A 24,853-nucleotide genomic window follows, 5' to 3' on the forward strand; every position below is an offset into this window, starting at 1 on the left:
ATTATCATCATAAACCAAAATCATACTGCTCACGCCCCAGAAACAAGGGTTTGTAGAATTCTCCCTGAGAATGAGTTAGCATATCCCAAACCCTAAGGAGATGTATAATGGACCGATTTAGTAGGATTCTATTACTGTCAATATTCATACTTACAAACTTCACAACACCCTCATTCGCAACTGACATGTCTCAAGGTCTGCAATGTCCGCCGGGCTGGACTGACAATAGATCTGCAAGAGGAGACGACCTGATTAAACAATGCATTTCTCCTAATCAGGATGGAGCTATCGAACTATACGCCGCACCCGGACAAGAAGTTCCGCTCGGCGCCCTGCTCGATATGTGGGCGCAGGAGATGACCCAGCGCGGCCTCCCCTTCCAGAACAAAGTCTCCGAAGTCCCGGGGCAGGTTTCAGGTTACCCCGCAGTTACCCGGACATATTCCGGGCAAACCCGTGACGGCAACCTCTTCGATTCACACCTCGTTGCCTCTAGATACAACGGGGTTAATTATATATTTCAGGGATTCGTATTAAAAGGACGCAGCAACACGTGGCAGCAGCTCCGGCATGCAATGAATACGTGGTACTATCCGGGAGCAGGGCAGCAGAATAACGCCATGCAACAAGGCGGGTTACCCCTCGGTTCCGGACACATGAACAACCCAGGAAACACCAATTACGGTAATGATCCTTACGGAAATCAGCAGGCCTCCACAACCAACACACCATACGGAAATGATCCTTATTCCAATCAGCAACACGCATCTAATACTAACCCTGCCGGGAACTCAGGATCATCATTTCCAAAATTATCCGGAACATTCCTGTCCGACAAACCCGATTTCATCGGCGGCAAAAAACAGTACCGTATTTACTTCTTCTACGATGACGGCACGTATTCAACCGCCCTCAAGAACGCATCAAGCGGTAAAGTCCTTAAAGGCAGTGACCGCAAACGCTTCAAGGTCAAAAAATCCGGCAACTACTATGTAGTAAACGGTGGCGGTTCCTGTACCGATGGCTACGTAACCCACACCGAACATAACAATATCACCCGCTTCAAGAGCGGATGCTACACTTCCGCCGGCAAGGCCATGTACTTCAAACGGGTAAATGGCAACATCTCCGGCAATACTTCAAGTATGAGTAATGCAGGGACCACCTACCCTGTAATCGCCGGAACATTTATCGCAGACAAAACCGACTATTGGGGCGGACAAGAACATTACCGCATTTACCACTTCAACGGTGACGGAACATACACACAGGGGCACAAAACCGGTATCAACGGCAAAATTCAAATGGGCAAAAATAAATTCAAATACAGAGTATCAAAATCAGGCAAAAAGTTCGTAATCAAAGGAGCCAAGAACTATTGCACTGAGGGATACGTAAAGGATATTGACCGCAATAAAATAATTCGCTTTATGAGTGGGTGCTACACCCATAAAGGTAAAAAAAGAATATACTTTGACCTCGTCCAATAAGACGATACACCCCAAGCACGAATCCCCCCGCAACTTTTGTCGCGAGGGGATTCGTCTTTCACAGCAACCGCTTCTGATACTCATGAATTACAATAGGCCGAACATATTCAATAATCACAAAAATAGACTACCCTAATTTATCCTCGCTGAATTTTGTTTTTTATAGATAACTCTCTTGGTGTGTGATATTAAGAATAATAAAAAAACAAAACCAGGAGGTACCATGCCAGAAAAATTCTTCGACACCCATTGCCATTTATTTAACATCGTAGATGTCCCGCTCTACGAAACGCTGAATGGTAAAATTGAAATGAACACTGTTATAAAACTGCTTGGTGCAATCTCCGCCAGCAGCGCCCTGCTCAGCGGATTCCTGCAAAATAAAATCGAAGACTACAAGGAATTCATCCAATTCTTCGAACGGGGACAGGACGAGAACATCCGGGCACTCGCATCACAGGTTCTCAACACAAGTAAAGCAGAACAAGTCATTTTAACGCCTTTGGTCATGGATTTTGACTGTACCCGGCATGACTGCGGAGAAGACAATAAACTATGCTTCGGTAAAGACTGTCCACTTCAGAAATCAAGACAAACCAGCGCGACCTATGACCCAACTGCGGCAGGACAATTCAAGAGACTTCAGGCATCGATCAACTCATTCCACGATCAACACAACGACTGGGACCAGAAAATTAAGATACTCCCATTTCTAGGCTTTGACCTACGCAAACTGACCCCGAACAACAGCACGGCTCTGGCCGAATTGAAGGCCCTCTGGAAATCCGTCGGAGCAACCAAAGCAGAACGGGCGCAAGGCTTCAGCAGCATTGAGAGCGGCACAGCAATGGGCATAAAGCTCTACCCTCCCATCGGATTCAACCCATACCCGCAACAACCGGAAGCACTGCAGCCCTATCAGGAATTTTACGAGTGGTGCATCGAAGAACAAATCCCCATCACCGTACACTGTCAGTCCGGTTCCTTCAGCACCACCAAGAAGAAAAGAACCATTAAAAATAATACTCACGCTTCAAACTGGCTGCGGCTTTTCGAAGACTGGAATAGCGATAAAATTGATTCCGACCATGATATCAACAAACTGCGCATCAACTTCGCGCACTTCGGCGGTGAAAACGGCCTTGAAGATATGATCGACCTTTGGCGGCCGCATGATACTGACACAGATTCATGGACCTACCTTCTGGTCAAGCTGCTCCAGAATTACGACCACACCTACGCCGACCTCTCCGCTTTCGACTGGGCTAACTCCGGCGATTCCGAAAACTTCGTCAGACTGATGAAGCTGGACAAAGACAACGACCTCCCCGACTCCGGCGTAGAGTCACCCCACAAACTGAAAGATAAGCTCCTCTGGGGGTCTGATGTACCCATGGTTGTCAGCGACAAATCATACAGAGAGAACACAAATCAGGATGGTCAAAGCGAATACAAACACCTATGGGACAACTTTAACTCCGCAATCACAAATGTGCCAGACAAAAGCAGATTGGTGCGGAGCATGTCCGAACTTAACCCGGAAAAATTCCTTTTGGGCTAAACAACCAATACACCCGGCAAAACACATAATCCCCCGCAACTTTTGTTACGGGGGATTTATTTGGTGAACAAAATAAATGATCATCTTTTCTTATTGGCGATGAACCCTTTTAGGCGTAATCTTTTCTTGGCGGAAGTCCCTGATAGTCCGAAATAGGCATACACACGCCAAAAGGAGCATAAGTTGGCACTTTATCTGATTATCGCAGTATGCGTTTGCATTTATCACATCAACAATCGTGGCATGTCTCTGACAGGCAGCATTGTTTCAGGTTTAATCTGGCCTGTTACTTTTATCCTGTACCTATTTACAATCGTAACGGGCCGCCCAACACGCAATCCGATAACCGGCATTACCGCATGGCCCGGCGGACGCAGCTGTAACCAGCGAGGCGGCCGAGGCAAAAGCGGGAGACGGAGATAGCTGCACCAAAACAGGATTACACAGAAAAAGCCCCTCGCAACATCAGTTGCAAGGGGCTTTGTAAATTCAAGCTGGCGGAGAGGAGAGGATTTGAACCTCCGATAGCGTTAACTATACACGCTTTCCAGACGGGTAAAACGACTTACTCAACCAAGTAAATTCAAGTATTTTAGGTATTTAATTTTTCTCAAATAAGATCAAATGCACCTGTTTTACCCCATTTTTATTAAGTTTTGGTGCAAATTTGGTGCATAAGAAAGTCATATCAACTTGACCAGAACGAATAAAAAAATCTAGCTGTATAAAAAGTTGTTCACAACAAATACTGATTACAGCCTAGCTGTTACAACAAACTTAACTTTAGCACCCTTCTCTGATGAAACGCAAACCACCTCACGACCACACTTCCAATTCTGACAACACAGAATACGAAAAGAAAGAGACAAATGAAATAGATCTCAAAATCACCTACAATTCAAAAAAATCATGTAGCTTTCGGGATCAGCAGAAAAAACTTGATGGACTTAAGCCTCAACTTCCCGACACTTTAGGAATTAACAGCAACCTTCGCAGCCTCATGGAAAATTTTAGAGGACTTAAGCCTCAACTCCCCGACACTTTGGGGATTAACAGCAACCTTCGCAGCCTCATGGAAAATTTTAGAGGACTTAAGCCTCAACTCCCCGACACTTTAGGAATGAATAGCAGTCTTCTCAGCCACATGGATATTGATGGACTTAAGCCTCAACTTCCCGACACTTTAGGAATGAATAGCAGTCTTTTCAGCCACATGGATATTGATGGACTTAAGCCTCAACTTCCCGACACTTTAGGAATGAATAGCAGTCTTCTCAGCCACATGGATATTCTTGATGGACTTAAGCCCCAACTTCCCGACACTTTGGGAATGAATAGCAGCCTTCGCAACCTCATGGAAAATTTTAGAGGACTTAAGCCTCAACTCCCCGACACTTTAGGAATGAACAGCAGCCTTCTCAGCCACATGGATATTGATGGACTTAAGCCTCAACTTCCCGACACCTTGGGAATGAACAGCAGCCTTCGCAGCCTCATGGAAAATTTTAGAGGACTTAAGCCTCAACTACCCGACACTTTGGGAATGAGCAGCAGCCTTCGCAGCCACATGGATATTGATGGACTTAAGCCCCAACTTCCCGACACTTTGGGAATGAACAGCAGCCTTCACAGCCTCATGGAAAATTTTAGAGGACTTAAGCCTCAACTACCCGACACTTTGGGAATGAGCAGCAGCCTTCAAGATAGTATGAAAGGAGTTGACGGGCCTATAGGAAGATACGCTGACCTCAATGACATTAGTGAAATAGCAAAAAAAGCATCAAAAATCGCAGCTGAAGCTTTAACAAGCAACAATCAAATTAACGTCCGCTATCCCTATGAAGATGGGGTGAATTCTTATTCAGCTTTAAATAAAAAAACACAAGATTTAGCAACAAAACTTGTAATCGAAGTATTTAATCAGAAGCTCACAGAAATTATAAATCACAAGGACAATACACCATACAAAAATTTAGCAGCACAAATTGCAGCTCTTCAAGCAAGTATACATTCGATAGAAAACGATTACACCCCCTTAAGACAACACATTAAATCATTTGCAAAATGGATATTGGGAATACTCTTATCCGTTCTTCTTGCTGCATATATTGGTGCTGGACTAAGTAGCTATGGTCTTTTACCTGTTCCAAAAGAAACACATAGAAAGAATCTTAAAATTGTTAGCCAAAATTATGCTAACAGTTATCCGAATACTAAAATATGGATCGTAAAAGTTGACTCGAGACTCAATGTCCGTATGAAGCCTAACAAAAAATCATTGGTAATTGGAAAGCTATATCCATATACGGGGGTTCTTGTAGAAAAGAAAACTAAGAAATGGTCAAAAATTCGTTACTGCAATCAGCAAACTGGATGTGAAATTTCAGGATGGGTATTCTCTAAACACTTAAAAAAAATTAAATAGGTATTAACATTTTTAGACTGGTGATGTTTAATCATCATTTAACCCTCTCCCCTTCTACCGAAGTCACATACCCCCCACTCCCCAGCTTATGGGTTGCGCGGGTAACAGACCATAACCCATTCTTTTCAGAACGGAAGCCGGAAAGCGAAAGCCTACCTTCTGCCCTTAATTCGGGCCTACCGGGAAGGCTTCCCGAAAGGCTTTGCTTGCCCCTTTGGAAAGCCTCAAGCTTACCCTTTGCGGATTTCTGGGCTGCTTCAGGGGTTGAGTAAATATGTTTCATGCGGTGGACGGGTTCACCATCCCCGACACGCTCTTCAGCGTCCCGCGCGCCGTTTACGTCCCGCCAGAGCGCAATTACTGTTTTGAAATCCGTGCGCGATTCAATTTCAACGCTAATCGTTGTTACCTGATCCGGGGTAAGCTCAATAGTGGGCATGGATTTGCCCGAGATAGTTTTGCCCTGCCCTTTGTGGGCAAAGATCATCTTGCCGTCATTGGCCTTTGCTATTGCGTCATGGTCAGCAGCTACGCGAGTTAGCAGGTGCATGTCAGATTCATTAAGCTGGTCAAGATGGGGCAGCTTGATACCGGAAAGGTCGCTTGCAACGGCGGGTGTAAGCCCGTTTTCAGCCGCAATGGAGCCGACCAGCGCGCCGATAGTGCGCGGAGTCCATGAACGCTTTTTCATGGTCTGCAACTGGCTGTAGCGGCTTCGGGTACTTTCCTGCGGCATCCCTGCGGCCTTGATGATGATTTTATCCGGTGGCCCGGTCAGGCTTACCGAATTTAGCACAAACAGCCCCATGTAAGTTGCTGCTGTTCCGTATCCCAGCCAGACTTTAAACTCCGCGCCTTCCGGCGGTACGGTGTAGCCCTTATCATTAATGGATATATTCAGCGAATCAGATTTTATCCCGGCTTCGTCGGTGATAGTCAGGGAAATTAAATCGTTCTGGATAGCGGCGGTAATGTCCTTACCGTTGCATTCCACGCGGTAAACGGGCTTGTGAGTTAATCCCATATGTTGATTCCTTGATCCGGTTCCGGCATGGCGATTTCAGGCAGGATGATTTCAACCCCGGCACTAAGTACCGAGCCAAAATCAGCAAGGCCGGGATTCGCTTCAAGCACTTCCGTTACTGCCGATTCCCTGCCGTAATACTTCCAGCAGATACGGTCTAAAATATCGCCGTCTTTGGTGGTATAAATCATTCTTCGAACCGCTCAATTTTGATTGAAAAGTCTTGCTGTTGTTCAACCCCATCCTTAAAAAATACGCTGTCAGTTTCGGTGACATTTGCAATTATCCACTTGTCGTGAACATTGCCCTGCCCGTCCACCAGCATAAGCGGTTCGCCGTCGTTCATCATTTCCCGCATTTTATCAATCTGGGTAAGCCCGCCTTTATAGGTCGGATAGATTACGCCGGGCAAAGTGATTACATCGTCACCCGGTCCCAAATCCTGGTGGGCAGCGCGCTTGCCGATCCGATCAATTTTCGCTAAGCGGCGGGAGGTGGAACGCTGAAGCTTCTGATATGCGGCAGTGTCCACGGAAAAAATAAATTCGCCTAGTTTGAGCATTCCCATAACGTCACCTTCTAGCTGTCATACATGGCAAGCCGTGCATTATCCCGGCCTTCTTCTTTAATTCGCTGCATAACAGCGTCCGCGATTTCATCGGCAGATTGTCCCGGTACGGCATGGACGTGTATTTCATAACTGTTTTGCACGTTCACCGTTTTTTCACTGTGCTGTGAACTAGCCCCGGCTCCCGTGGACGGACCAGCCACGGCCCCCATATCAAATGAATAGGGGCTATCAGGCACGGTCCGGGCTTCGGTCATGGTTTCCGGTCTGGCCTCGGCTACGGGCATGGTCTTTTTCACCGCCGCGCCCACTTCGGGAACCGGGTTTTCTGCGTCTTCTTCATCGTCATTACCAAAAAACGTACTAATGACGCTTCCTACTCCATCAAGAATACCGGAACTATTTTTCCATGCTGAAACAAGATCGCTCCAAGCCGTTACAACACGATAAACAGCCGCACCAAGAGCAACTACCCCCGTAACGATCAAGCCAATAGGGTTCGCCGCTACAGCCGCGCCTATGGCTTTGATACCCGTTCCAACAAAAGGCAAAGCCTGCCCAACTGTTACAAGCGAACTTGCAAAACTGACCATTCCAACAGTGGCCTTACCCGCCATTACCGCCCCGACCATTACAGCCACACCTTCAACACCGCCTACGGCAGAGATAAAGCCCGCAACCATAGAACCGACCTTGTACAATCCCTTGCCGAAATCCATAACCGCCGGGATCATATCCCGCACGGTATCGCCTACGCCCATAAGATCGGCCTTATGGGAACGCACGTAATCGGCAATCTTGGGTGCATACTCAGTAACCAGCGGGGCGAGCGCGCCACCGATCAGGCCGGAAACCTCAGCAGCCACCGAACCGACAACGGTTGTCATTTGGGAAAATGCGGTGTTGTAATCAGCCGCACCCTTACGGCCTTCTTCGGAAAGCACATTCAGCCGTTTTTGCTGGGCTAAAATTTCGTCTACGCCTTCCTTACGGCTCCGCAAATAGCCGAAAAATTTGTTAGCTTCACCGCCCATGAGGATATCAGCGGCAGATACTGCGGCCTGTTGATCCGGCATGGCCTTGATTGCTTTTGCAATGGCCTTGAATTGCTCTTCAGGGGCTAAGTTTTGAAGCTCTTGAAATGACAAGCCAAGCATTTGAAGGGATTCCTTAACCGGGGTAATCTCTTCAAGCCCGGCACTTTCGCCCAGCTTGTTATTCATTTCCTCTATAAGGTCGCCCACGGTATCGACTTCAAAGCCCGCTTCCTTGGCTATACCGCCCCACGCCTGAAAACCTTCAGCGGAAACGCCTAAAGCCCTTGCCAGCTTGACCTGTTCGCCCGTGACCTGATTAGTCATGGTAACGGCAGTCCCGACAGCGGCAGCACCAGCAATTACAGCACCACCAACCACGGCCCCGGTTCGGGCCAGACTGCCCACCTGTGCTTTCATTTTGCCGCCAGCATCAACGGCGGCAGACATTTTCTTGTAAGCCCGGCGGGACTTATCAAGCTCTTTGGTAAGTCTTTTTTGTTCCCCGGCTAGGTTAGAAGTTTTAACCCCGGCTTCATGCAATGATTTGCTAGTTTCATCTAATTTATCGCGGCTGTTCTTATAAGCTTTGCCTGCTTTTTTTGCGGCGGTTTCAGCACGTTTAACCTCGTTCAGCATCTTCTTTGTGGGCTTGGGATGGGCTTCATACTCTTTACGAAGTTTCTTAGCCTCACGCCGAAGTCCGTAATAATCTTTCTCAAACTCACGCACGGCGGCAGGATCGTACTGATTAAGCAGGTCCATCTTGGCGCGGGCTTCCTTCAGATCATCAGCATACAGCGAAACATCACCGGACAGCAGCTTCAGAGAATCACCAATACGTCCGTGCCGGGCTTCCATTTCCTGAAGCGCGGAACCGACTTTATCGACAACGGTTTCACTTTCAGCCATGCCGGAACTGAAGTCGCCAAAACGGGAATCTGTGTCTCTGACAGCATCACCCACGGACACAAGGCCGCTTTGCACGGATTTCATGGAACTGCCGAAGGAGCCTTTTACGGCTCCGCCGACTTCCACCACTGCGGAATATTTTTTATTTGCCATCCCTAAGCCTTATCATTGCCTGTACGTCCTGAACGAATTCTTCGGTGTCCATATCCATGATTTCGGCCCGGCTCCAGCCCGTGAAGTGGGCCAGAGCCAGAACCATGCGCCGAACATCTTCCGGCTTTAGGACAAAAAACCTTTGTATTCCTTTTGCAGCTTCTGGTAGTCCTTCAAATCCAGATCGTTGATAATATCCGGGGTAACTTCGCAGAGGTTAGCGAAAAGGTGGACCTCATAATCAAAATCGTTTTTAGAACTCGCTCTCGCGGCTCCCTGATCACGTACTTTTCCGCGACGCATGAAGAGTTCTTTAATTTCTACGTCTTTGTTCTTGCCAGTCTTTACCGGGTAATCAAGTGTGATAGGTTCCATTTTTTACAATCCTAATGCGTTGCGGCGGGCTTCAAGCTGATCCACGCCATTGATTTTACGAACCATGTTGGGAACATCAATTTCATGAAGAACTGTTCCGCCCTGCTCCCGCTTGTAGTAATCAGGCTTTACGGTAAAGGTCTGGGTGTTGCCTTCGCCGGGTTTCCAATCGCCGTCTTCGATAGACACGATCAGACCGCGCATATTGATTACAACCGGAGTCACGGTTCCATCCCTTGATTCAAGAGAACCGCGCGCGGTAATCTGCGGTTTTTCACCGACAGCCACGCCCCACAAGCTAAGTACATCTTCAAAATGCCCGGTCAGGACAAATGAAGTTTCAAGGGCTTCCATACCTGTTTCAACGGCAACGGAAGAATCCATACCCCCGGCGCGGTGGTCTTTGGTGGTCAAGCTCAGCTTGGGCGGTTTAAAAGATTCTATGTTCCCGGCATAACCGCGACCATCAACGTACAAGTCCATATCTTTTAGGGTCTTTTCTGCAACATCCATTTAAAATACCTCTTCGAAATAATCGTTAACCATGCGGGACTGAAATGTGATTCTTTCAGCCGGGGCCGGGGCAGTGAAATCAAAGTCAAAATAGACATGGCCCGCCGCAAGCTGATCCGGGGTATTTAGTTCGGTGTCGACCCAGCATTCACCGCCGAGAATTGCACCTTTTTTCTTAAGGTTCCGCAGGTAAAGGTTCACGCCTTTAGACACAAAGTCGAAATAGTTCTTTGAAATGTTACGATCCACGGCCCAGAGGTGAGCCTGAAGCAGGGATTCATTGATCATGTCAGCGGTACGGCGCACATTCAGGAAAGCCCATTTCGGGTCACTGCCGCAAAGCCTGTTACCCCAAAGGCGAAAACCATCTTCATTAATGATAGTGGTCACGTTTTTTTCATTAAGCAGGTTGGCCCGGCAGGTATCATCACCCAGCGCGAAATCAACCGGGCGGGATGTACCGGAAATGCCAGTAATCTCCTGATTTGACGGCGACCACCAGAAACCTTTGTCGTTATCCATTTTGGAGATCAGACCAGCCACGCGCGCTGACGGCGGTTCATGGACATAAACGCCGTCTCGGTAGACTTTGGGCCAAGGATCAACCATGTAACAACGCCAGCCGAGCATGTTTTCCATTGCGATAGCATCAGCGTCATTAGTGTTGGGACCGTCTACCAGCACGATAGCGCGCATACGGTTTGCAAGCCCTTCCAGTTCTGCCACAACGGGATTCTTCAGGAACACACCGGGGTTCTCGCTGTCTTCGTCCTGCTGGTGAGTGAAGCCCGGAGCCAGCAGAATACGCGGGGTAAATCCAAGGGCAGACTTGCAACCAAGCAGAGCCTGTACACCTTCATAATCCCCGGTGTTTTCATCCACACCGCCGATAACATTGGTCATGGTTGCGGCAAGGTCCGCGCCTTCTTCAACACGGATCACGATCACAACCGCGCCAATCTGGTCAAAGATTGCGTCAAGAGCATTGGGCAGGGTTCCGCTAGTGCCGAGCTTTGCAGCTTCCCGACGGTTGCCCGCAATAAGTGTGGGTTTGTTGATGGGGAAAGCGGCGGCTTCGGCATCCGGGGCAGTTCCCACAATGCCGATAACCGAAGCACGCACAGTGCGAATAGTGCGCGGGCCATCGTCAATTTCAATGACTTCTACGCCATGCAAGAAATTCTCAGACATTCTTATTGTCTCCTGTTATTCGGTAGTTGCGGTTTCGGGTACATCTGCCACCGCTTCAGCTTCAGCACCGGGCCACCCTTCCCAGCCCGCAACATCAAGCGCGGCAAGTTCTGCGGCTTCCATTGCTTCAAGGGATAGTTCGAACTCGTTGGAAGCGGCGCGGATAACGTCAGTCTGGCTGAACCTTTCGTCAGTGGTTCCGGCGGCTTTGTCGGCGCGTTCCTGATTGCCCTGCTTTACAACGCATTCCAGCAAATCAACTTTTCCCCAGACTTTAAGGATACGCTTTTCAGCATCGGCCTTAATGCGGCTCTTAACCGTGTTCAGAATCGTCTCAAGCGGCAGGTATTCAACACTGTAAGTCTGGGTGCAGACCTGCAATTCGTGGTTAATTACGATTTCATCAGCCGTGCAGACCTGAAAATCAGGATCGTGCGCGGGCTTGTTTTCATTGAGCGGATAGATTCCGAGTGCTGGCAGATTAACGCCGTCTACCATCAGGCCACGGCGGGTGAGCTGGGATTTAGTTTGTGTTTTGTCGAGTTTGGTATCGTAGTACATATTAGGCTCCTATGATTACTCGTTTACAGGGAACGACCCAAAGACCTGTCTGTTTACCTTCCCAAGATATAGCTTGCCCGTCAGCTCGAACATTCCAGCTATACATCGAACCATAAGTAGATGAAGACCAAATGTAATTCACACCCATTTCACTAAACTTGTTCGCATACGTATCATCAACAGCATCAATTGCATCCCTATTGGCAACCAGAAACTTAAGCTCTTCTTTACTCGGCAAGAAGAACCCAGACTGTTCTTCAAAGGTGAAGTCTGCGCATAAGGTTGCAGCGGGTGAACCAATATTCCCTTGTCCATCGTTAATACTGTTGTAGGCTGAGCCAGTAAGCACTGAAGTGTTGTATATTCCTGTATTGGAGTCGGGGGTATTCTTGTCTGCGATGTTGTCCAATTCATTTATGTCTGTGTTATACAAACCCCACTCAACGCCGCTAGTTCGCTGGCTCCCTGGAGCGACAATTAAATAAACCAGCTTTCCATCAGCATCTGGATAAGGACCGACTTTGATACCACCGGGAACGCGTTCTGCGGTAGTGGGAATTAGTTGGCGGCGGCAAGGGGTAATAGCAATAGGAGCGTTGGCGGTTTTAGTAATATTATCCCCTGACCCATCGTTAGGGATTGAACTGCTTAATTGATGAATCCACGCGAAATCTGAATTAATCTCAGAAGAAGAGCGTAAATATACAGACGGATTCAATGTGCTAAACTTGTAAGAAGGAGAATCATCTACAGCGTCTATTACTGCTTTGTTGGCAACAATAAGACTCAATTCTTGTTTATTCGGAAGAAAATAGTCTGTGAAGCCTTCACAATCCACATTATTGCAAAACTTTACGGCAGGAGACCCTAAGATTCCCTGTGTGTCTGTTCCTGTCTCTGCAAGCAAAGCAATAGTATTTTCTATTCCTGTGTGGACATCAAAGAGGTTCCAAGAAAGAACGTTGGTTAGGTCTGTTACATCTTTGCCCCATGTGCCGAAGGGAGTATCTGCACTTGTAACTGTAGCCCTGACACTTCCCGGAGCAACAATCATCCAGCCAACTTTTTTATCAGCCCAAAAATAAGGCCCCAGCGCAATCCCGCCATCAACCCGCACCCCATGCCCGATAACCTCAGTCATGAACGGAACACCGCCAACCCAAGCAGACCAACCACGAACAGCGTCTTTCTGACGCGCCCATGCATACAATTTTATGCCACGGTTCAGAGATGTAGCGATCACATGGGAAAGCAGATCAGCGACTTCGCCGGAATCGTAGACAGTGACCAGCCCGGCGGCATCGCTGGTAAGTCTGTACTGAGATGCTACGTGCTCACCAGTACCGCCCGGCTCAACCTGCATATCGTCAAGAACGATAGTTGCACCGTTTGCGGATATTTCCGCATCAGCGACCGGGGCAATCATTACTGGAGTCTGGGTGAACTGAAAAACATCACTCATTGAAAAACCCGTGAGGTCGGATTTTTCGGCAACAGCCCCGTCGATATCGGTGTAATAGTACTGCCACGATCCGATGCCGTTTTCACCATAAGTACCGCCCGGCGCGGTGTATTCCGGTTCTCCGGTGGGATTCTCAACAGTTCCGGTATGAACCAGATTTTTACCTTCGGCATCGCTGTAAAAAAGGAAAGTGCAGGAAGCCATTGCCTTTCCAAAAAGAGAGCGGGCAATGCTTGCCTTGACGGTGAGCGGGTCCATCTGGTTGACCGCACCATCAGCAGGGGAAATATTCTTACCCTGTTCAATGGCAGGTGCGCGGCCTGCCTGCGGGCTGGTCAAAAGCATCATGTGCTCGATGCGGATTGCAGTATCTTCAACCTTTACCCGAAGCTCCACGATACCGCCCACAGGAATACGGTAACGCACATCTGCGGTGTTATCGGCAGCAAGCTTGCTGGAAACATATTCGGCGGGTAGCCACTCAGCAGAGCCGATTTCACGCGCAGAAATTGAAACCTTGCCGTTATCATTATCCCGGCGCACAACGATGATACCGTCCGACCAGTAACGCAGAATGTCGAGCGGCTTGGAGTAGAAAACACCGCCAGCTGGGGCAATGGCGTAACCAGATTTAATATCCCAGTTGGTCAAGCCCAGAGTGCCGGAAGTGCGGTGTTTGGTCAGACTTTTAGTAGCTTTGAAGCGGGTACTGCTCAGGATTTCACTCACAACAATGGTTTCGACGCCACCTTCATCAAATATTACATAAGACGATCCGGGACTAAGACCACGGGTAGATTCAACGTCTACGGAGTCATCACCGTCAACAGTGCGGGTTACGGCAACGTCCGCGACATTGCGCCAAGTGTGGATGCTATCGCCGAACATTTCAAAGCTGAAGCCTTCATCCGATTCAGCCCATGCACGTTCCTGTGCGCGGGAAACGGCAACGGCAGAACTACCTTCAACCAGCCCCAGCCGCTTATCCTGCGCGTCAATATCAGCCCGCGCCGCGTCTGCTTCGGCTTTCAGGTATTCGGTACGTTCTGCCAACTGCTTATGCGGCAGGTTGTCGATTCCATCCGGGCCACCTGCAACCGGATCAGTAACGGCAAGCTCGTATACTTCCGGGAAGCCCGGTTTATCCGGGGTTGTCACATTAGCCATGTTTTTCTCCTTTTAAACTTCAAGTTCCCAAGTATCGCCGAGTTCCATGTCTTCAGTCTTTTCAATCAGCCCACGGGTACGGCGGGCTATCATGGTCCCGTCTGCGGTGAGCAAACCTATTTCGCGTATCTGTAAGCCGTTTGCCTGATTGCGCGGCAGCTTCCAGACGACCTGCAACTTATGCGGATCATCGGCGAAATTTACCGAATCCACCGGAACTGTGACCGCATCGGTCAGGGCTTCGGCTTCGCTGGCATCGGAAGTGCCGAAGCCGACACTGGTAATAATTTTGCCTGTGTCACCATTTGCCAGCAGACGGCGCACAGCATCGTAGTAAGATTCTAAAATCATGCGATAGCCTCCATATGGGTATGGCAATGCCGGATTGATCCATCACGGCAGTATCGCCCGTCACGGGCGGGAAATGCGTCTTCAGCGGAAAGGCGGACAACTAAAGCCCCGTAATTACCTGACCGCGCCCGGCTACCATCACGGGCAATGGTTTGCCGGATAGAGGTGTAGTCGCACCTATCAAGCGGCGCACCGGATGCACGGGAACGGCCCGCGTAATTAATGGAACCGTCACGCGGGCAACGTGCCGCCCGGCTGGATTTGCTTTGCAGCCCGATAGTTACCGGGCAACGAAATGAAGGCAGGCCGAAATATGGACCGGAGACAGAGCCGGAACGGTCAACACCGCCATAGGAAATATTGCCGTCACGAACCCAAGCCCCGGCACTGGACCGGGAAAAGGAGCCGTCACGAACTGCGGGCCGCTTTGCGGAGAGCTTCAGGCCGAGCCGTAATTTTAAGGATTCGGCCCGGCTGGTTTCGTTGGAATCTGAAAGAGTTATCCGGTAGCCCACGGCGTAAAGATGGGACCGTAAATTTTTAGCAAGATTAATGGCGTTAACGACCTGCCCGTTTGTACTGGCATCAAGACCCATGTCGTTTCCGAGGTCGCAGACAACGCGGAATAAAGCCCAATGACCGGGATTAACGTATTCATAAAGCCCGCCACGCTGGTGCTGGCTGTCATGACGGAGCGGTTCAACGCCTTCAATTATTTGAGCGTCCCGGTAGCCGAGAATTTTTAAATATTCTTTAACGGCCCACGGTGTACCCTTATGACGGTGAATAGCTATGCTACCCGCCACCATTTTACGCTTTACGTCTTCGGACCAAGCATCATCCCACCAATCAACGGACAAGGCCCAAGCCAGCCACGGCAAAAGCTCAAGCGGACATTTCCACGGGTTCCAAAGGTCGCGGATAGGCACGGGGATAGATTCAATCCTATTCCCGGTAACCTCAGATAAGGCGCGTTCCTGCGGGGTTGCGCTAATGGGCAGCAGATCAGCCATTGCCGCCCTCGCTTATGTTGATAGCCACGCAGTACGGTACTTGATGTTCCTGCATGGCAATGTCGGTGGTAGGCGAAAGCAGTTCCACCCGCGCCACGCCTTCAACATGCAGGGCCGCGTAAATGGCGGAGAGCGAAACAGCACCGCCGAAAATATGCTTATCCGCTACCAGCTTTTCCACGGCAGCGCGGGCAGCAGCCAGCACCGAAGATGCCGCCGGGCCGGGCTGGATGTAGAGAAGTGCTTCAATCACATAAGGCTGAATATCAGCCGCAAGAACCCGCACCGTATCAGTAAGCGGGCGTATCTTTTCATGGTTCAGCACACCGGAAACAGAGGCAAGGATTTCATCTTCCGGCAGGCCGCTACCGGAACGGCCCAGCACGTAAACAGCGGACACACCCGGTTCAGGTGAAACCGCCTTTGCCGCTTTGACCTGCGGCAAAAAAAGCGCGTGAAATTCATAACCGCCGGAAGGCCCGGCAACGCTAAAGGCTTCCGGGGCCATCTGGACACGGGCGCGGAATTCGTCGTTTTTCTCGTAAGTCGGATCAATAGGCGGGCTTGCTTCCGGGTCGCCGGGATCAATCATATTACGTTCAACCGGGACAATGGCGGCGAGGTTATCCAGATCAGGACCGTTGGCATACGCCAGCATGTTAGCGCGGGCGGCATCATTAACCCGCTGGCGCAAGATCAGTTCTCTATAAGAAGAAACCTCTAAAGACTTCTGGATAGGGTCAGATTCAAGAAAAGCTGTATATTCAGGATATGCCTTGAGATAATCAGCCTTTTGCTCTTCAAGAATAGTTTCAAAATCCAATTCCTCGACAACAGCCGGGGCCGGGACTTTGGAGAGGTCGATAGGGGTAAAGCCGCTCATGCTGCACGTACCCCTTCAAGCTTAACTTCCTTGCCGTTGGGCAGATATTTACCCACCAAATCAATGATGATTTGACCTGAAGCACTGGCACTGGCGATAGAAATTTTCGTCAGCTTGTAACGGGGTTCCCATTTATCCAGTGCTTCAGCCACGGCAGAAAACACTTCGATAGCGAAATTCTTATCCTGCGGACGGTCCACCAGCTTGAACAACCGGGAACCGTATTCCCGGCGATAGACACGGGAACCGATTGGAGTGGTCAGAATATCCACGATGGATTGCTTAAGGTGGGCAATGCCGCCGAGCTTCTTACCTGTACGCGTGCAAACACCATTCATTATTCACCCCCGGAAGGCTCACGGGTGATACGCCCGGTTTCAGGGTGAACATGGTTTTGCAGGGAAATACCTTGTGAAACAGTGTCCCCGTCCAGCTGAATCAAATCACCATTACGGTGAATGATTTTACCGTTAAATTCAGCCCCGCCACCGTGTGTAGAGTTGCCGTGGGTAATGGGACCGTCAAAGACCAATTGCGGAGCGGAAAGAACAATACGTTTTTTGCTTTCAGCTACGATTTCGCCTTCAGCATTAACAATCACCTTGCCGGGAACATCGGCGCGTAAAACATGATTCTCGCGGTCATACTCAAGCACCGCGCCGTCTTTAAAAACCATACGGGCAACGCTGGCCCGGTCAGCCGGGGCCGGGTGTTCAGTTGAAAAAATGCCAGTGAGAACAACCCCGGCGGAAGTTTCCCCGGAAGGCGAAAGCACTATCACCTGCTCCCCTTCTTCCGGGGCATGCCAAGAGCGATCACCACCCGCGCGACTATCAGCCCACGGAAGCCAATCAGAAACAGCGTCTTCACCAAAAGCCACACGGACGCGGGCGTTCTGGTAATCGGCCTCTGCAATAGTCCCGAAGCGGACGATATTGGCTAGACGGCGGGTGAGGTCTGCGGCGTTGAAGGATGCATTATGCATTGCTTTGACCTCCAACGTCGGGAAGCTCTTCAACCTTTTCGTATTCGTCCACATGCGCTTCACCGATCAAAGGGGAATGGCTAAGGTAAACGGTCTGCGGGGTGATTCCATCATCATCCCAGACCGATTCACCTAGCAGGGCTTCAAATTCAAATTCTACCCGCCATTCTTCATAGCCATCCTTTGAGGGCTTGAAGTCTTCAGGAAAGCCACCGACAAACTTTGCAGCCGAAACCGGAAGCCCGAAACGGTTCCCGTGAACGAATTTAGCAACTGCGCAGACAAGAGCGGCGACTTTACGCGCGGCATTGTTGGTCCTGAAATGGGTAAGCGGGTAAACTTCCCAGCGAAGGGTAACTTCAAGCTGGCCTGTACCCGGATTTTTCGCACCGGGTTCAACATGGGCAAGCTCAAGGGCAAGAGCAGGGGCTTTTACTGCGCCCTCCTCCCTGCGGTAGTCACCGACAGAACAGGTAGGGAAAGCCTTTTTCAAAGCTGCAACAATGTCGTCATGTGCTTTTTCTATGTCTATTTCGTTGATTCCCATTTCATTTCCCGTTCAAAAAATGTGTAAAATTTGCTTTCAAAAACTTTGAGGGTATCGGCTTCAATCACATGGTTTACAGCCTGGTCGATTTTGGCGGTCTGTATGGCTATGGGGTACTGGCCATACTTTCCGTTCTCTTCAAGCTTCACCCGCCTGTACACTTCCGTCTGCCCTTTTCGTTGCTGAAGGAATGCGTGGCGGCGTTCCAGCTTTCCGGCTTTAACTCCGGTCTTCGTCTGCTTCGGGTTCATTTCGCGCAGAGGGACGGCATACAGGCCGAACCAGAGACGCGCGGTTTGCCGTCCACCGCCAAAAGAAATAAAAAGCCGCTTGCGCAAAACAGATTGCTTAATCCCGGTTAAATCACTTACTCCGCGCAAGGTGACGGTTCTCAAGTGCCGGGCCAGCTTGGAAACAGCCCGGCGGCAGGCTGCATCAATCTGCTTTTCAGTCCCGGCAAAGTCGGCAGCAATCATTTCCAGCCGGTCACCGTCTATCTTTAAGTAAGTCGCCACTTATTCCTCTTCTTGAGCCAGCATCAATTCAAGTTCACCAAGCCCGGTTCCGTCTGCGGTGAAGTCCAAAACATCATAAATCTTGTCTTCCATGACTACCTGATCACTACGGTTCAGCCCGGAAGCGTCAACTTCCTTGCAGGTCAACATGGGCTGATCCGGGTTAAAGACCATTGCCCGACCCAAAGTGACGGAATCCATGTCCGTATTCTTGTAGGCCGTGAACGTGTGGTCCTCACCAATTACGGCTATTTCCACGGCATCAAGGCCCTTGAAGAAAATGTCCAAATCATCATGTATGCTCATTTTTCAGCCTGTTTTTCGTAGCAGTTAACAGTGGAGTTCATGGCCTTAAGTGCTCCTTTTAATTCCACTATGTTGAACATCATGCGGTCTACGTTTTCACGTGAGCCTAAATGAATTTCTTCAAGTACAGGTTTAAGAATTGGGTCAGCCGGGCGCGGGCATTTTTCATAGCTAGAAACGAAGACCACTTCCCGAACTTCATCAATTTTACTGACTCGCTTCTGATTGCAGGCCGAGAGTATTGTTAATAAACTCAGCAGCAAGACGGCTTTTTTCATTGCTTATTACTCCCGTTGAATTGGTAACCGGATAGTTCCGGGCCGACTTCAGCAAGCGCACGGCTTTTGCGTGTTTCTGGCGAAACCAGCGTGCATTGCTTTGCGACTCTGCAAGCTGACCTTTAAGCCCTGCGATTATTCGCGCTGTCTGGTTGCCGCTTTCCATGAGTTTGCTGATTTCCGTGTCCCGGTTACGCACCTGAAGCTTGTATCCGGCTATGTCGGATTCAAGGTGGGCTATACTGCTGTCACGGTCAGAAACAACGCCCTGAAGCTGGGCAATGTCGAACTTGAGGACTGAAACCCAGATCAGAAACCCGGCGACCAGCATCAGCCCGGCGGCAAGCCCAAGAACGAGCTTGCCTTTGCCGGAGCCGATGAAGGTAAGGATGGTGCCGAAGGGGATCATGACCATGCTTCCCAGAGTTTTTCTCTAATCAGGTCCATGTCCATATTGGGACAGGTCTTGTGATTATCCAGTTCGTAATGTCCGTAGACGGCTTCAGGATCGAGGCCGAAATGTTTAAGCAGATTCAACAGGTTCCGAATCAGTGCTTCATTCTGTGATTCGGTGAAGTGGTCCCTACCGATCATGCAGATACCTACGGAGCGGCTGTTGTAGCCTTTGCAATGCGCGCCGACTTCATTAAGAGCGCGCCCAGATTCCAGAACTCCATCAAGTGCAGGGTCATATTCGCCGTGGCTTGTGGGGAGGCCGTTCAGAATTACCCCGTGATATCCGATCCCCTTCCATTTCTTCTCTTTGTGCCACTGGTCGATTACTGCTGCATTCCCCCATGTTGAATCCGAGCAATGAACCACCACCATATCTACCTGACGTTCCATAACGACTCCTGTCTTCTATTGGGTTGAACTCATCCCTGAATGATTTAATCCGGTCTGTTAGCTGGCGCGGGATCACATGCACATCAAGTTCGGCAAGGTGAACCGCTACGCTTAAAAACTCATTTGAGGCCAGATACATAACCAGAAATTCACGCACATAGGCGCAAACAGACGGCAAGGATTCATCAAGGGTTATATCCAGCATGTTTGCCATGATGATTGCCACGGCATAGACTAGAAATTTGCCCACGCCGTGCCGGAATTTTGCGCTGTTGTAGCTTCCGCTATGCAAGGCCCTTCCAAGCCCCAGAGCAAAGTCAGACAGGTACAAAACAGCCAGCGCAAGCAATGCCTTATCGAAGCCGCCCACAAGCCAAGATGCGCCGGAACAGCACATTGCTAGGCAAGCCTTGATAGTTATGTTGTCTAAAAGTTGATTCATACCTGCCTGAAACCCATTAGGAGTTAATTTTCACCCGGACAATTTCATCAAGATCAGCCGCAGGAGCGAAGGCGAAACCAGCCTGTACGTTGTTTTCCGCAACGGTGGTTATTTCCTTGTTTCCATCAAGGTAGACGGTCGCACCGTGCAGGATTTCCCCGGCTACTTTAGGAAGTTCCCAGACTTCACCCATTGCAAGTTCACCTGTTTCACCATCGGGAATATTGACGAGGGCAACACCGATTCTGGAACCAACCGGGACAGCATCACCAGAGACAACATCGGCCCCGGTGCTATTGGTCCATGTCATTTGATTGCCGCGCTGTACGTTATTCAGTGCCATGCTTAATGCTCCTTATTTTTTGCCGGGGTTCTTCTGGAATGCGCGGGGGTCCATCACGCCAGCACCAGCTTCAAGACGGACCTTAATTTTAAGGCCGTCAGAATCGAAGTCGGGTTCTTCATCCACGAAAGGCTCTTCAATGCCGTCAAGGAAGGCCACTTCAATTCCATCCACCTGTGCAGGGTCTGCAATCAGGTAAGAGGCATCGGGGTCTTTATCGTCAAGGCGGGGTTCGGCGATGGGTTCGAGCTTCCCGGCCCACGGGTTGTGAACGCCGGAAGACTTGTTTTCATCGGGAAGAGCTGTAGAGCGGATCAGCACTTCAGCGTCGGTTTCCTGTTCAACAGGAACCAGCAGGAAACGGGGCCGCAAGTCGAGCTTTGCACCCTTGGGGCCTTTCTGAAGGCGCATTTTTTTGCGTCCCGCTTTAAGGGTATCGCTGCAAACATGCTTCAAGAGGGCTTCGTCTGTTTCGACGTTGTTGTGTCTGGGATCAAAGAGCGGAATTTTATCGCTCATTTTGGGATTGGAAAGCAGCAGGTCATAGACAATATCTGCAACCTTACGGGCCGAGGCATTACCGAAAAGCTGAGGAATACGCAGGAAGGCGCGCAGGTCGTCATTGATCATCATTTCACGGGTGAGCCTTACGTTTTTGCCGTAACGGGCAATGCGGTAGCTCTCCATAGAATCGCCGAATGATCCGGTCTTGTATTCGCCCTTTTCGTTGATCAATTCCAGATCGGGTGCTTCGGAAAGGCTGATACCGTGAATATCCCTAAAATCGGAAACAGGAACGATACTAACCCACGGTTTCCAAGTTGCCGGGGCTTCTGCGTATGCCTTCTGCAAGACCTTGTTGGTGATAGCGGCAAAAATTGACGGGAAATCGCTAGTAGATGCAGAGAGGTGCAAGGGCCGCAGAACTTTCTTTGAAAGCTGGCTATGCGACATGCCACGGGTGCTTACCCCTCCCCTTTCCAGTATATCGCGGGCCAGATCGGTCAGGCGCATTACCCGGAAATCTTCATAGCCCGGTGCGGGCTTTTCTTCTTTCACGCCAGCGCGGAAAAGCATGCCGGAAACCATAGCTTCATGAAGCTTTTCACCTTCTGTGAGTCCACCGACAATGTATCCTGTACCTTTAAGGGGCTGATTTTCGGGCTTGCTACTGAGTTCTTCAAGGATAAGGCCGTTCAATTTTTCCACGCCCAAGCCCCCATCAATCAAGCTCTGTTTGAATTTATCGGACAGGCCGAACATAACGACCTGCTGATCAATGAACTGCATGCGTTCACGTTCAGCCAGCGCGACCTTTGCCGGGTCTATCTGAGCGGTAGGCTGGGGTTCGGCTCCTACGGAAGCTTGAACCGGAATCTGCGGCGCGGGCTGCTGGGCAGATGCAGGGGCAGCACTGCCGCTACTCATCCATGCCGGGGCATCATCAAGTGCGTTCAGGGCTTCATAATCAAGCCCCATCTGTTTCAGGTGGGTGCGGGCTGAGTCCTCAGTAATATCTTCAAGGCCATTAGCCCGCAGGAAAGCTTTCAACCATGTTTTCATGACTGAGTCCTCCGGTTTAGGTTCAGGCCGTTGGTTCATCGCCACGGCCCCGGTATTTCCATCCGCGCCAAGGACGCAGAAGGAAGTCTCGCGCACAAAGGATTTGCGCCACACATATAAAGGTCCGGTCAGCTCCATGCCGTTTACGGTCACAGTCGAGCCGGACTTCACTTCTTCAACTGCTTCAGGCCAGACACCTATGGAAGCCTGATAGGGCCAACCCTGATCGGACAGGCGGATAATCTCTTTTGCTTCGTCGGTATCCACAAAGGACCCTTCAAGGACAAAGCCTTCCGATTCCACCTTGCTGGAATCCGCAAGGCCGACTTTCTTTTTGACTTCATGCTCTTCAAGAATGGGCATGACCTTCTCGGAACGGATTCCTTTAAGATCAATGACAAAGCGGAAGTAGCGTTGAATAACGGCCCCGGTGTATCCGACAATGCGAAAGCGGCGGGCTTTACCTTCTTCGGCTTCGCTGAGTTTCAAATCGGCTGTAAGCTGAAGCGGTTCCGTAGCTTTCGCTGAAAGGTTTGCAGGAAATTGTTTAAGCATTGTTTGCTCCTAGAATTCCGCGCTTTTTAAGGTCTTTATTTTCGCGGGCGAGTTCTTCGACTACTTCGTCGTAATCTTCGCCCCGCTCCGCGCAGATTTTGCGGCGGGTTGTGCAGCCCATGCCGAGCATTTTTTCAGCCGCGTTTGCGTCCTTTGTGGGATCAACCCAAGGCCAGCCGGGATACTGGCAACCAACCGGAACACGCGGCCCGGTCATGGCGGGTTCAAGATTGCTCAACCAGAGCATGTGACAGAACATGCGCCATGTAGGGATTACGGCTTTACGACCTGTAAGCACCTGCTGCACACGGTAACCGCGCCGCTCTTCCAAGGTGGCAGAACGAGCGGATGCAAAGGAAGCATCTGAATAGTCATTGGAAAAGGCTTCGTAGGACATGCCGAAACCAGTGGAAGAACCGCGCAGGCTGGTTTTCACATACGGTTCATAGGTTGCTCCGGGATGATTGAACTGTGCTTCATTGACCTTTGAGCCGGAAGGCAGGGTTATGACCTGCCCCGGTTCCACGTAATCGGGAATAAAGGCTTCGGCGCGTTCCGGCATGTCTGAATCATCAATACCCAGCGGGTTTTGCAGTTCGGGATAAGGCGTTTCGACGAAGAATCCGAAAGCAGCCATAAGCCGGGCAACAATGCGGTGCGAGTCCTGAAATTCGCTGAAGTCGCGCATTTCCATAATCACCGGGGCCATCCAAGATATACCCCGATGCTGGCTGGCGCGTCCGGGCTTGAAGATATGGCGCACCCAAACAGCCGGAACCCGCACGGATTCACGACTCATTAAGCGGCGCATATCGCCGGGATGCTCGCTGAAAAGATGATAGGCCACCGGGTGACCCTTGCGGTTATATTCCACGCCACGGATAGCGAAGTTTCCATTTTCGCGCAGACCATCAACCGAGGAATCAAGGTGGTCACATTCCAGAAGTTCAACGCCCAGAGGTGCAATCCCCTGCTTCATCAAGTCCGGGTCAGGATAGAAGCGGAGAAGGCATTCTCCATCCTGCCAGAGGTGATTCAGGATAAGCCGCTGAAGTTCATAAAAATCAACTTCGTCAGCTTCGGCCCAATCCTTAAAGTGTTGCTCTAACTTGCGGTTGAAGCCGTGATCCAGTTCTCCATCAGCAGTCAGGCGCGCGGCCTGCGGTTTGATTCCGGTATAGATAACGTTGTTCGCTATGCGATCAAGCGCGCCGGAAACATGTGTGGAGTTGCGCACCAAATCACGCGCACGGGATACGATTAAAGCATGTTCGTGCCGGGAAAGGTTATCAGCACTGCGGTTAGTAGGCCGCCAGCCCGCATTAGGACCACGGTTAGTAGCCGCAGTGTATGCGGAAAGCTGCATACGGCTTTTAACCCAGTTAGTAGCCATCTGCGGAGAGATAGCCCCGACACACTGGGCAACAAAGGAAGTCCAGCCTTCATACAGGTTCATGAACGGCCCCTGTACTTGGCTTTAAAGCCCCTACCGCCATTATTTGCAATGGCGATACGCATTTCCAACTTATCGCGCTGTGCGTAAAGCATTTGCAATGAACCACGGGTGAGAGTCCGACCATTCAAGGTATAGGACTGTGCGCCGCCTTCAATATCGGCAATCGCCTTATTTACAGAGTCCAGTTGTTTCTGGAGCATGAAAAAACCTCAATTGTTACTGTTTACCTACAGGGCGAACAATAACAATTGAGGCGGTTTGTTTGGAATGGGGTTGTTTACTGGGGAGTAAAATTTATTGATTGAAAATTATTTATAGGAGTATTAATCAAACA

Annotated in this window: 27 protein-coding genes and 1 pseudogene; 3 read left to right on the forward strand and 25 right to left on the reverse strand. The window is 50.0% G+C overall.

Annotation, left to right across the window (positions count from 1 at the left end; all coding sequences use genetic code 11):
• Positions 1 to 185: 185 nt before the first annotated feature.
• From ACNI29_RS18345 to ACNI29_RS18355, 3 genes are all read left to right on the forward strand, one after another.
• A complete protein-coding gene (locus ACNI29_RS18345; RefSeq protein WP_419779808.1) occupies positions 186 to 1,490 on the forward strand; it encodes a hypothetical protein in 1,305 nt (434 codons plus the stop codon).
• Positions 1,491 to 1,713: 223 nt separating this feature from the next.
• On the forward strand, positions 1,714 to 3,051 hold the full coding sequence (locus ACNI29_RS18350; protein WP_419779809.1) for an amidohydrolase family protein: 1,338 nt from the start codon (positions 1,714 to 1,716) through the stop codon (positions 3,049 to 3,051).
• Positions 3,052 to 3,850: 799 nt separating this feature from the next.
• A complete protein-coding gene (locus tag ACNI29_RS18355) occupies positions 3,851 to 5,476 on the forward strand; it encodes an SH3 domain-containing protein (RefSeq protein ID WP_419779810.1) in 1,626 nt (541 codons plus the stop codon).
• A gap of 34 nt (positions 5,477 to 5,510) precedes the next feature.
• Here ACNI29_RS18355 and ACNI29_RS18360 read toward each other — a convergent pair whose 3' ends face one another.
• From ACNI29_RS18360 to ACNI29_RS18480, 25 genes and pseudogenes are all read right to left on the reverse strand, one after another.
• Positions 5,511 to 6,500, reverse strand: coding sequence for a contractile injection system protein, VgrG/Pvc8 family (locus ACNI29_RS18360; protein WP_419779811.1), 990 nt, complete (start codon positions 6,498 to 6,500; stop codon positions 5,511 to 5,513).
• Positions 6,491 to 6,691, reverse strand: a complete 201-nt coding sequence (locus tag ACNI29_RS18365; RefSeq protein ID WP_419779812.1) for a tail protein X — start codon at positions 6,689 to 6,691, stop codon at positions 6,491 to 6,493. The genes ACNI29_RS18360 and ACNI29_RS18365 overlap by 10 nt, the downstream gene beginning before the upstream one ends.
• Complete coding sequence (locus tag ACNI29_RS18370; RefSeq protein ID WP_419779813.1) at positions 6,688 to 7,068, reverse strand: phage tail protein; 381 nt, start codon at positions 7,066 to 7,068, stop codon at positions 6,688 to 6,690. Before ACNI29_RS18370 ends, ACNI29_RS18365 begins: the two co-directional genes overlap by 4 nt.
• An 11-nt stretch (positions 7,069 to 7,079) precedes the next feature.
• Positions 7,080 to 9,167 (reverse strand): phage tail tape measure protein, encoded by a 2,088-nt coding sequence (locus ACNI29_RS18375; protein WP_419779814.1) that lies wholly within the window; start codon positions 9,165 to 9,167, stop codon positions 7,080 to 7,082.
• Positions 9,168 to 9,293: 126 nt separating this feature from the next.
• The gene (locus tag ACNI29_RS18380; protein WP_419779815.1) at positions 9,294 to 9,542 is read right to left on the reverse strand and encodes a phage tail assembly protein; all 249 of its coding nucleotides are present in this window, start codon (positions 9,540 to 9,542) and stop codon (positions 9,294 to 9,296) included.
• 3 nt (positions 9,543 to 9,545) lie between these two features.
• A complete protein-coding gene (locus ACNI29_RS18385) occupies positions 9,546 to 10,055 on the reverse strand; it encodes a phage major tail tube protein (protein WP_419779816.1) in 510 nt (169 codons plus the stop codon).
• A complete protein-coding gene (locus ACNI29_RS18390) occupies positions 10,056 to 11,246 on the reverse strand; it encodes a phage tail sheath C-terminal domain-containing protein (RefSeq protein WP_419779817.1) in 1,191 nt (396 codons plus the stop codon). It abuts the gene before it with no gap.
• Positions 11,247 to 11,261: 15 nt separating this feature from the next.
• Positions 11,262 to 11,807: a hypothetical protein gene (locus ACNI29_RS18395; RefSeq protein WP_419779818.1), complete on the reverse strand. Its 546-nt coding sequence runs from the start codon at positions 11,805 to 11,807 to the stop codon at positions 11,262 to 11,264.
• A 1-nt stretch (position 11,808) separates the two neighbouring features.
• Positions 11,809 to 14,436 (reverse strand): hypothetical protein, encoded by a 2,628-nt coding sequence (locus tag ACNI29_RS18400; RefSeq protein ID WP_419779819.1) that lies wholly within the window; start codon positions 14,434 to 14,436, stop codon positions 11,809 to 11,811.
• 12 nt (positions 14,437 to 14,448) lie between these two features.
• Positions 14,449 to 14,787: a hypothetical protein gene (locus ACNI29_RS18405; protein ID WP_419779820.1), complete on the reverse strand. Its 339-nt coding sequence runs from the start codon at positions 14,785 to 14,787 to the stop codon at positions 14,449 to 14,451.
• On the reverse strand, positions 14,784 to 15,800 hold the full coding sequence (locus tag ACNI29_RS18410; protein ID WP_419779821.1) for a phage tail protein I: 1,017 nt from the start codon (positions 15,798 to 15,800) through the stop codon (positions 14,784 to 14,786). The genes ACNI29_RS18405 and ACNI29_RS18410 overlap by 4 nt, the downstream gene beginning before the upstream one ends.
• Positions 15,793 to 16,683 carry a baseplate assembly protein gene (locus ACNI29_RS18415; RefSeq protein WP_419779822.1) on the reverse strand — a complete coding sequence of 297 codons (891 nt, stop codon included), beginning with the start codon at positions 16,681 to 16,683 and terminating at the stop codon, positions 15,793 to 15,795. The genes ACNI29_RS18410 and ACNI29_RS18415 overlap by 8 nt, the downstream gene beginning before the upstream one ends.
• Complete coding sequence (locus ACNI29_RS18420) at positions 16,680 to 17,021, reverse strand: GPW/gp25 family protein (RefSeq protein WP_419779823.1); 342 nt, start codon at positions 17,019 to 17,021, stop codon at positions 16,680 to 16,682. The genes ACNI29_RS18415 and ACNI29_RS18420 overlap by 4 nt, the downstream gene beginning before the upstream one ends.
• A complete protein-coding gene (locus tag ACNI29_RS18425; RefSeq protein WP_419779824.1) occupies positions 17,021 to 17,668 on the reverse strand; it encodes a phage baseplate assembly protein V in 648 nt (215 codons plus the stop codon). Before ACNI29_RS18425 ends, ACNI29_RS18420 begins: the two co-directional genes overlap by 1 nt.
• A complete protein-coding gene (locus ACNI29_RS18430; protein ID WP_419779825.1) occupies positions 17,661 to 18,215 on the reverse strand; it encodes a hypothetical protein in 555 nt (184 codons plus the stop codon). The genes ACNI29_RS18425 and ACNI29_RS18430 overlap by 8 nt, the downstream gene beginning before the upstream one ends.
• A complete protein-coding gene (locus ACNI29_RS18435; RefSeq protein WP_419779826.1) occupies positions 18,197 to 18,730 on the reverse strand; it encodes a hypothetical protein in 534 nt (177 codons plus the stop codon). The genes ACNI29_RS18430 and ACNI29_RS18435 overlap by 19 nt, the downstream gene beginning before the upstream one ends.
• Positions 18,731 to 19,036: a head-tail joining protein gene (locus ACNI29_RS18440; protein WP_419779827.1), complete on the reverse strand. Its 306-nt coding sequence runs from the start codon at positions 19,034 to 19,036 to the stop codon at positions 18,731 to 18,733.
• Positions 19,033 to 19,314 (reverse strand): hypothetical protein, encoded by a 282-nt coding sequence (locus ACNI29_RS18445; protein ID WP_419779828.1) that lies wholly within the window; start codon positions 19,312 to 19,314, stop codon positions 19,033 to 19,035. Before ACNI29_RS18445 ends, ACNI29_RS18440 begins: the two co-directional genes overlap by 4 nt.
• Positions 19,244 to 19,723, reverse strand: coding sequence for a hypothetical protein (locus ACNI29_RS18450; RefSeq protein ID WP_419779829.1), 480 nt, complete (start codon positions 19,721 to 19,723; stop codon positions 19,244 to 19,246). The genes ACNI29_RS18445 and ACNI29_RS18450 overlap by 71 nt, the downstream gene beginning before the upstream one ends.
• A complete protein-coding gene (locus ACNI29_RS18455) occupies positions 19,720 to 20,160 on the reverse strand; it encodes an N-acetylmuramoyl-L-alanine amidase (protein ID WP_419779830.1) in 441 nt (146 codons plus the stop codon). Before ACNI29_RS18455 ends, ACNI29_RS18450 begins: the two co-directional genes overlap by 4 nt.
• Positions 20,161 to 20,194: 34 nt before the next feature.
• Positions 20,195 to 20,602 (reverse strand): annotated as a pseudogene (locus tag ACNI29_RS18460) (phage holin family protein); the annotation flags it as partial.
• A gap of 16 nt (positions 20,603 to 20,618) precedes the next feature.
• Positions 20,619 to 20,945 (reverse strand): DUF2190 family protein, encoded by a 327-nt coding sequence (locus ACNI29_RS18465; RefSeq protein WP_419779831.1) that lies wholly within the window; start codon positions 20,943 to 20,945, stop codon positions 20,619 to 20,621.
• 12 nt (positions 20,946 to 20,957) lie between these two features.
• Entirely contained in the window at positions 20,958 to 23,063 is a 2,106-nt protein-coding gene (locus ACNI29_RS18470) for a phage major capsid protein (protein WP_419779832.1), read from the reverse strand.
• Positions 23,056 to 24,519, reverse strand: coding sequence for a phage portal protein (locus ACNI29_RS18475; RefSeq protein WP_419779834.1), 1,464 nt, complete (start codon positions 24,517 to 24,519; stop codon positions 23,056 to 23,058). Before ACNI29_RS18475 ends, ACNI29_RS18470 begins: the two co-directional genes overlap by 8 nt.
• Positions 24,516 to 24,719: a hypothetical protein gene (locus tag ACNI29_RS18480; protein WP_419779835.1), complete on the reverse strand. Its 204-nt coding sequence runs from the start codon at positions 24,717 to 24,719 to the stop codon at positions 24,516 to 24,518. The genes ACNI29_RS18475 and ACNI29_RS18480 overlap by 4 nt, the downstream gene beginning before the upstream one ends.
• Positions 24,720 to 24,853 lie beyond the last annotated feature (134 nt).

It is taken from the genome of Maridesulfovibrio spiralis (SeqCode) (assembly GCF_048571135.1).
Classification (GTDB): domain Bacteria; phylum Desulfobacterota; class Desulfovibrionia; order Desulfovibrionales; family Desulfovibrionaceae; genus Maridesulfovibrio; species Maridesulfovibrio spiralis.

What these genes read in the sequence shown, in the direction of transcription:
- ACNI29_RS18440 (WP_419779827.1), bottom strand. Translation starts at nt 19,036, where the DNA reads ATGAGCATACATGATGATTTGGACATTTTCTTCAAGGGCCTTGATGCC.
- ACNI29_RS18455 (WP_419779830.1), bottom strand. Translation starts at nt 20,160, where the DNA reads ATGGAACGTCAGGTAGATATGGTGGTGGTTCATTGCTCGGATTCAACA.
- ACNI29_RS18390 (WP_419779817.1), bottom strand. Translation starts at nt 11,246, where the DNA reads ATGTCTGAGAATTTCTTGCATGGCGTAGAAGTCATTGAAATTGACGAT.
- ACNI29_RS18400 (WP_419779819.1), bottom strand. Translation starts at nt 14,436, where the DNA reads ATGGCTAATGTGACAACCCCGGATAAACCGGGCTTCCCGGAAGTATAC.
- ACNI29_RS18475 (WP_419779834.1), bottom strand. Translation starts at nt 24,519, where the DNA reads ATGAACCTGTATGAAGGCTGGACTTCCTTTGTTGCCCAGTGTGTCGGG.
- ACNI29_RS18350 (WP_419779809.1), top strand. Translation starts at nt 1,714, where the DNA reads ATGCCAGAAAAATTCTTCGACACCCATTGCCATTTATTTAACATCGTA.
- ACNI29_RS18385 (WP_419779816.1), bottom strand. Translation starts at nt 10,055, where the DNA reads ATGGATGTTGCAGAAAAGACCCTAAAAGATATGGACTTGTACGTTGAT.
- ACNI29_RS18470 (WP_419779832.1), bottom strand. Translation starts at nt 23,063, where the DNA reads ATGCTTAAACAATTTCCTGCAAACCTTTCAGCGAAAGCTACGGAACCG.
- ACNI29_RS18480 (WP_419779835.1), bottom strand. Translation starts at nt 24,719, where the DNA reads ATGCTCCAGAAACAACTGGACTCTGTAAATAAGGCGATTGCCGATATT.
- ACNI29_RS18365 (WP_419779812.1), bottom strand. Translation starts at nt 6,691, where the DNA reads ATGATTTATACCACCAAAGACGGCGATATTTTAGACCGTATCTGCTGG.
- ACNI29_RS18420 (WP_419779823.1), bottom strand. Translation starts at nt 17,021, where the DNA reads ATGAATGGTGTTTGCACGCGTACAGGTAAGAAGCTCGGCGGCATTGCC.
- ACNI29_RS18425 (WP_419779824.1), bottom strand. Translation starts at nt 17,668, where the DNA reads ATGCATAATGCATCCTTCAACGCCGCAGACCTCACCCGCCGTCTAGCC.
- ACNI29_RS18410 (WP_419779821.1), bottom strand. Translation starts at nt 15,800, where the DNA reads ATGGCTGATCTGCTGCCCATTAGCGCAACCCCGCAGGAACGCGCCTTA.
- ACNI29_RS18380 (WP_419779815.1), bottom strand. Translation starts at nt 9,542, where the DNA reads ATGGAACCTATCACACTTGATTACCCGGTAAAGACTGGCAAGAACAAA.
- ACNI29_RS18465 (WP_419779831.1), bottom strand. Translation starts at nt 20,945, where the DNA reads ATGGCACTGAATAACGTACAGCGCGGCAATCAAATGACATGGACCAAT.
- ACNI29_RS18405 (WP_419779820.1), bottom strand. Translation starts at nt 14,787, where the DNA reads ATGATTTTAGAATCTTACTACGATGCTGTGCGCCGTCTGCTGGCAAAT.
- ACNI29_RS18355 (WP_419779810.1), top strand. Translation starts at nt 3,851, where the DNA reads ATGAAACGCAAACCACCTCACGACCACACTTCCAATTCTGACAACACA.
- ACNI29_RS18370 (WP_419779813.1), bottom strand. Translation starts at nt 7,068, where the DNA reads ATGGGAATGCTCAAACTAGGCGAATTTATTTTTTCCGTGGACACTGCC.
- ACNI29_RS18375 (WP_419779814.1), bottom strand. Translation starts at nt 9,167, where the DNA reads ATGGCAAATAAAAAATATTCCGCAGTGGTGGAAGTCGGCGGAGCCGTA.
- ACNI29_RS18415 (WP_419779822.1), bottom strand. Translation starts at nt 16,683, where the DNA reads ATGAGCGGCTTTACCCCTATCGACCTCTCCAAAGTCCCGGCCCCGGCT.
- ACNI29_RS18445 (WP_419779828.1), bottom strand. Translation starts at nt 19,314, where the DNA reads ATGAAAAAAGCCGTCTTGCTGCTGAGTTTATTAACAATACTCTCGGCC.
- ACNI29_RS18430 (WP_419779825.1), bottom strand. Translation starts at nt 18,215, where the DNA reads ATGGGAATCAACGAAATAGACATAGAAAAAGCACATGACGACATTGTT.
- ACNI29_RS18345 (WP_419779808.1), top strand. Translation starts at nt 186, where the DNA reads ATGTCTCAAGGTCTGCAATGTCCGCCGGGCTGGACTGACAATAGATCT.
- ACNI29_RS18395 (WP_419779818.1), bottom strand. Translation starts at nt 11,807, where the DNA reads ATGTACTACGATACCAAACTCGACAAAACACAAACTAAATCCCAGCTC.
- ACNI29_RS18360 (WP_419779811.1), bottom strand. Translation starts at nt 6,500, where the DNA reads ATGGGATTAACTCACAAGCCCGTTTACCGCGTGGAATGCAACGGTAAG.
- ACNI29_RS18450 (WP_419779829.1), bottom strand. Translation starts at nt 19,723, where the DNA reads ATGATCCCCTTCGGCACCATCCTTACCTTCATCGGCTCCGGCAAAGGC.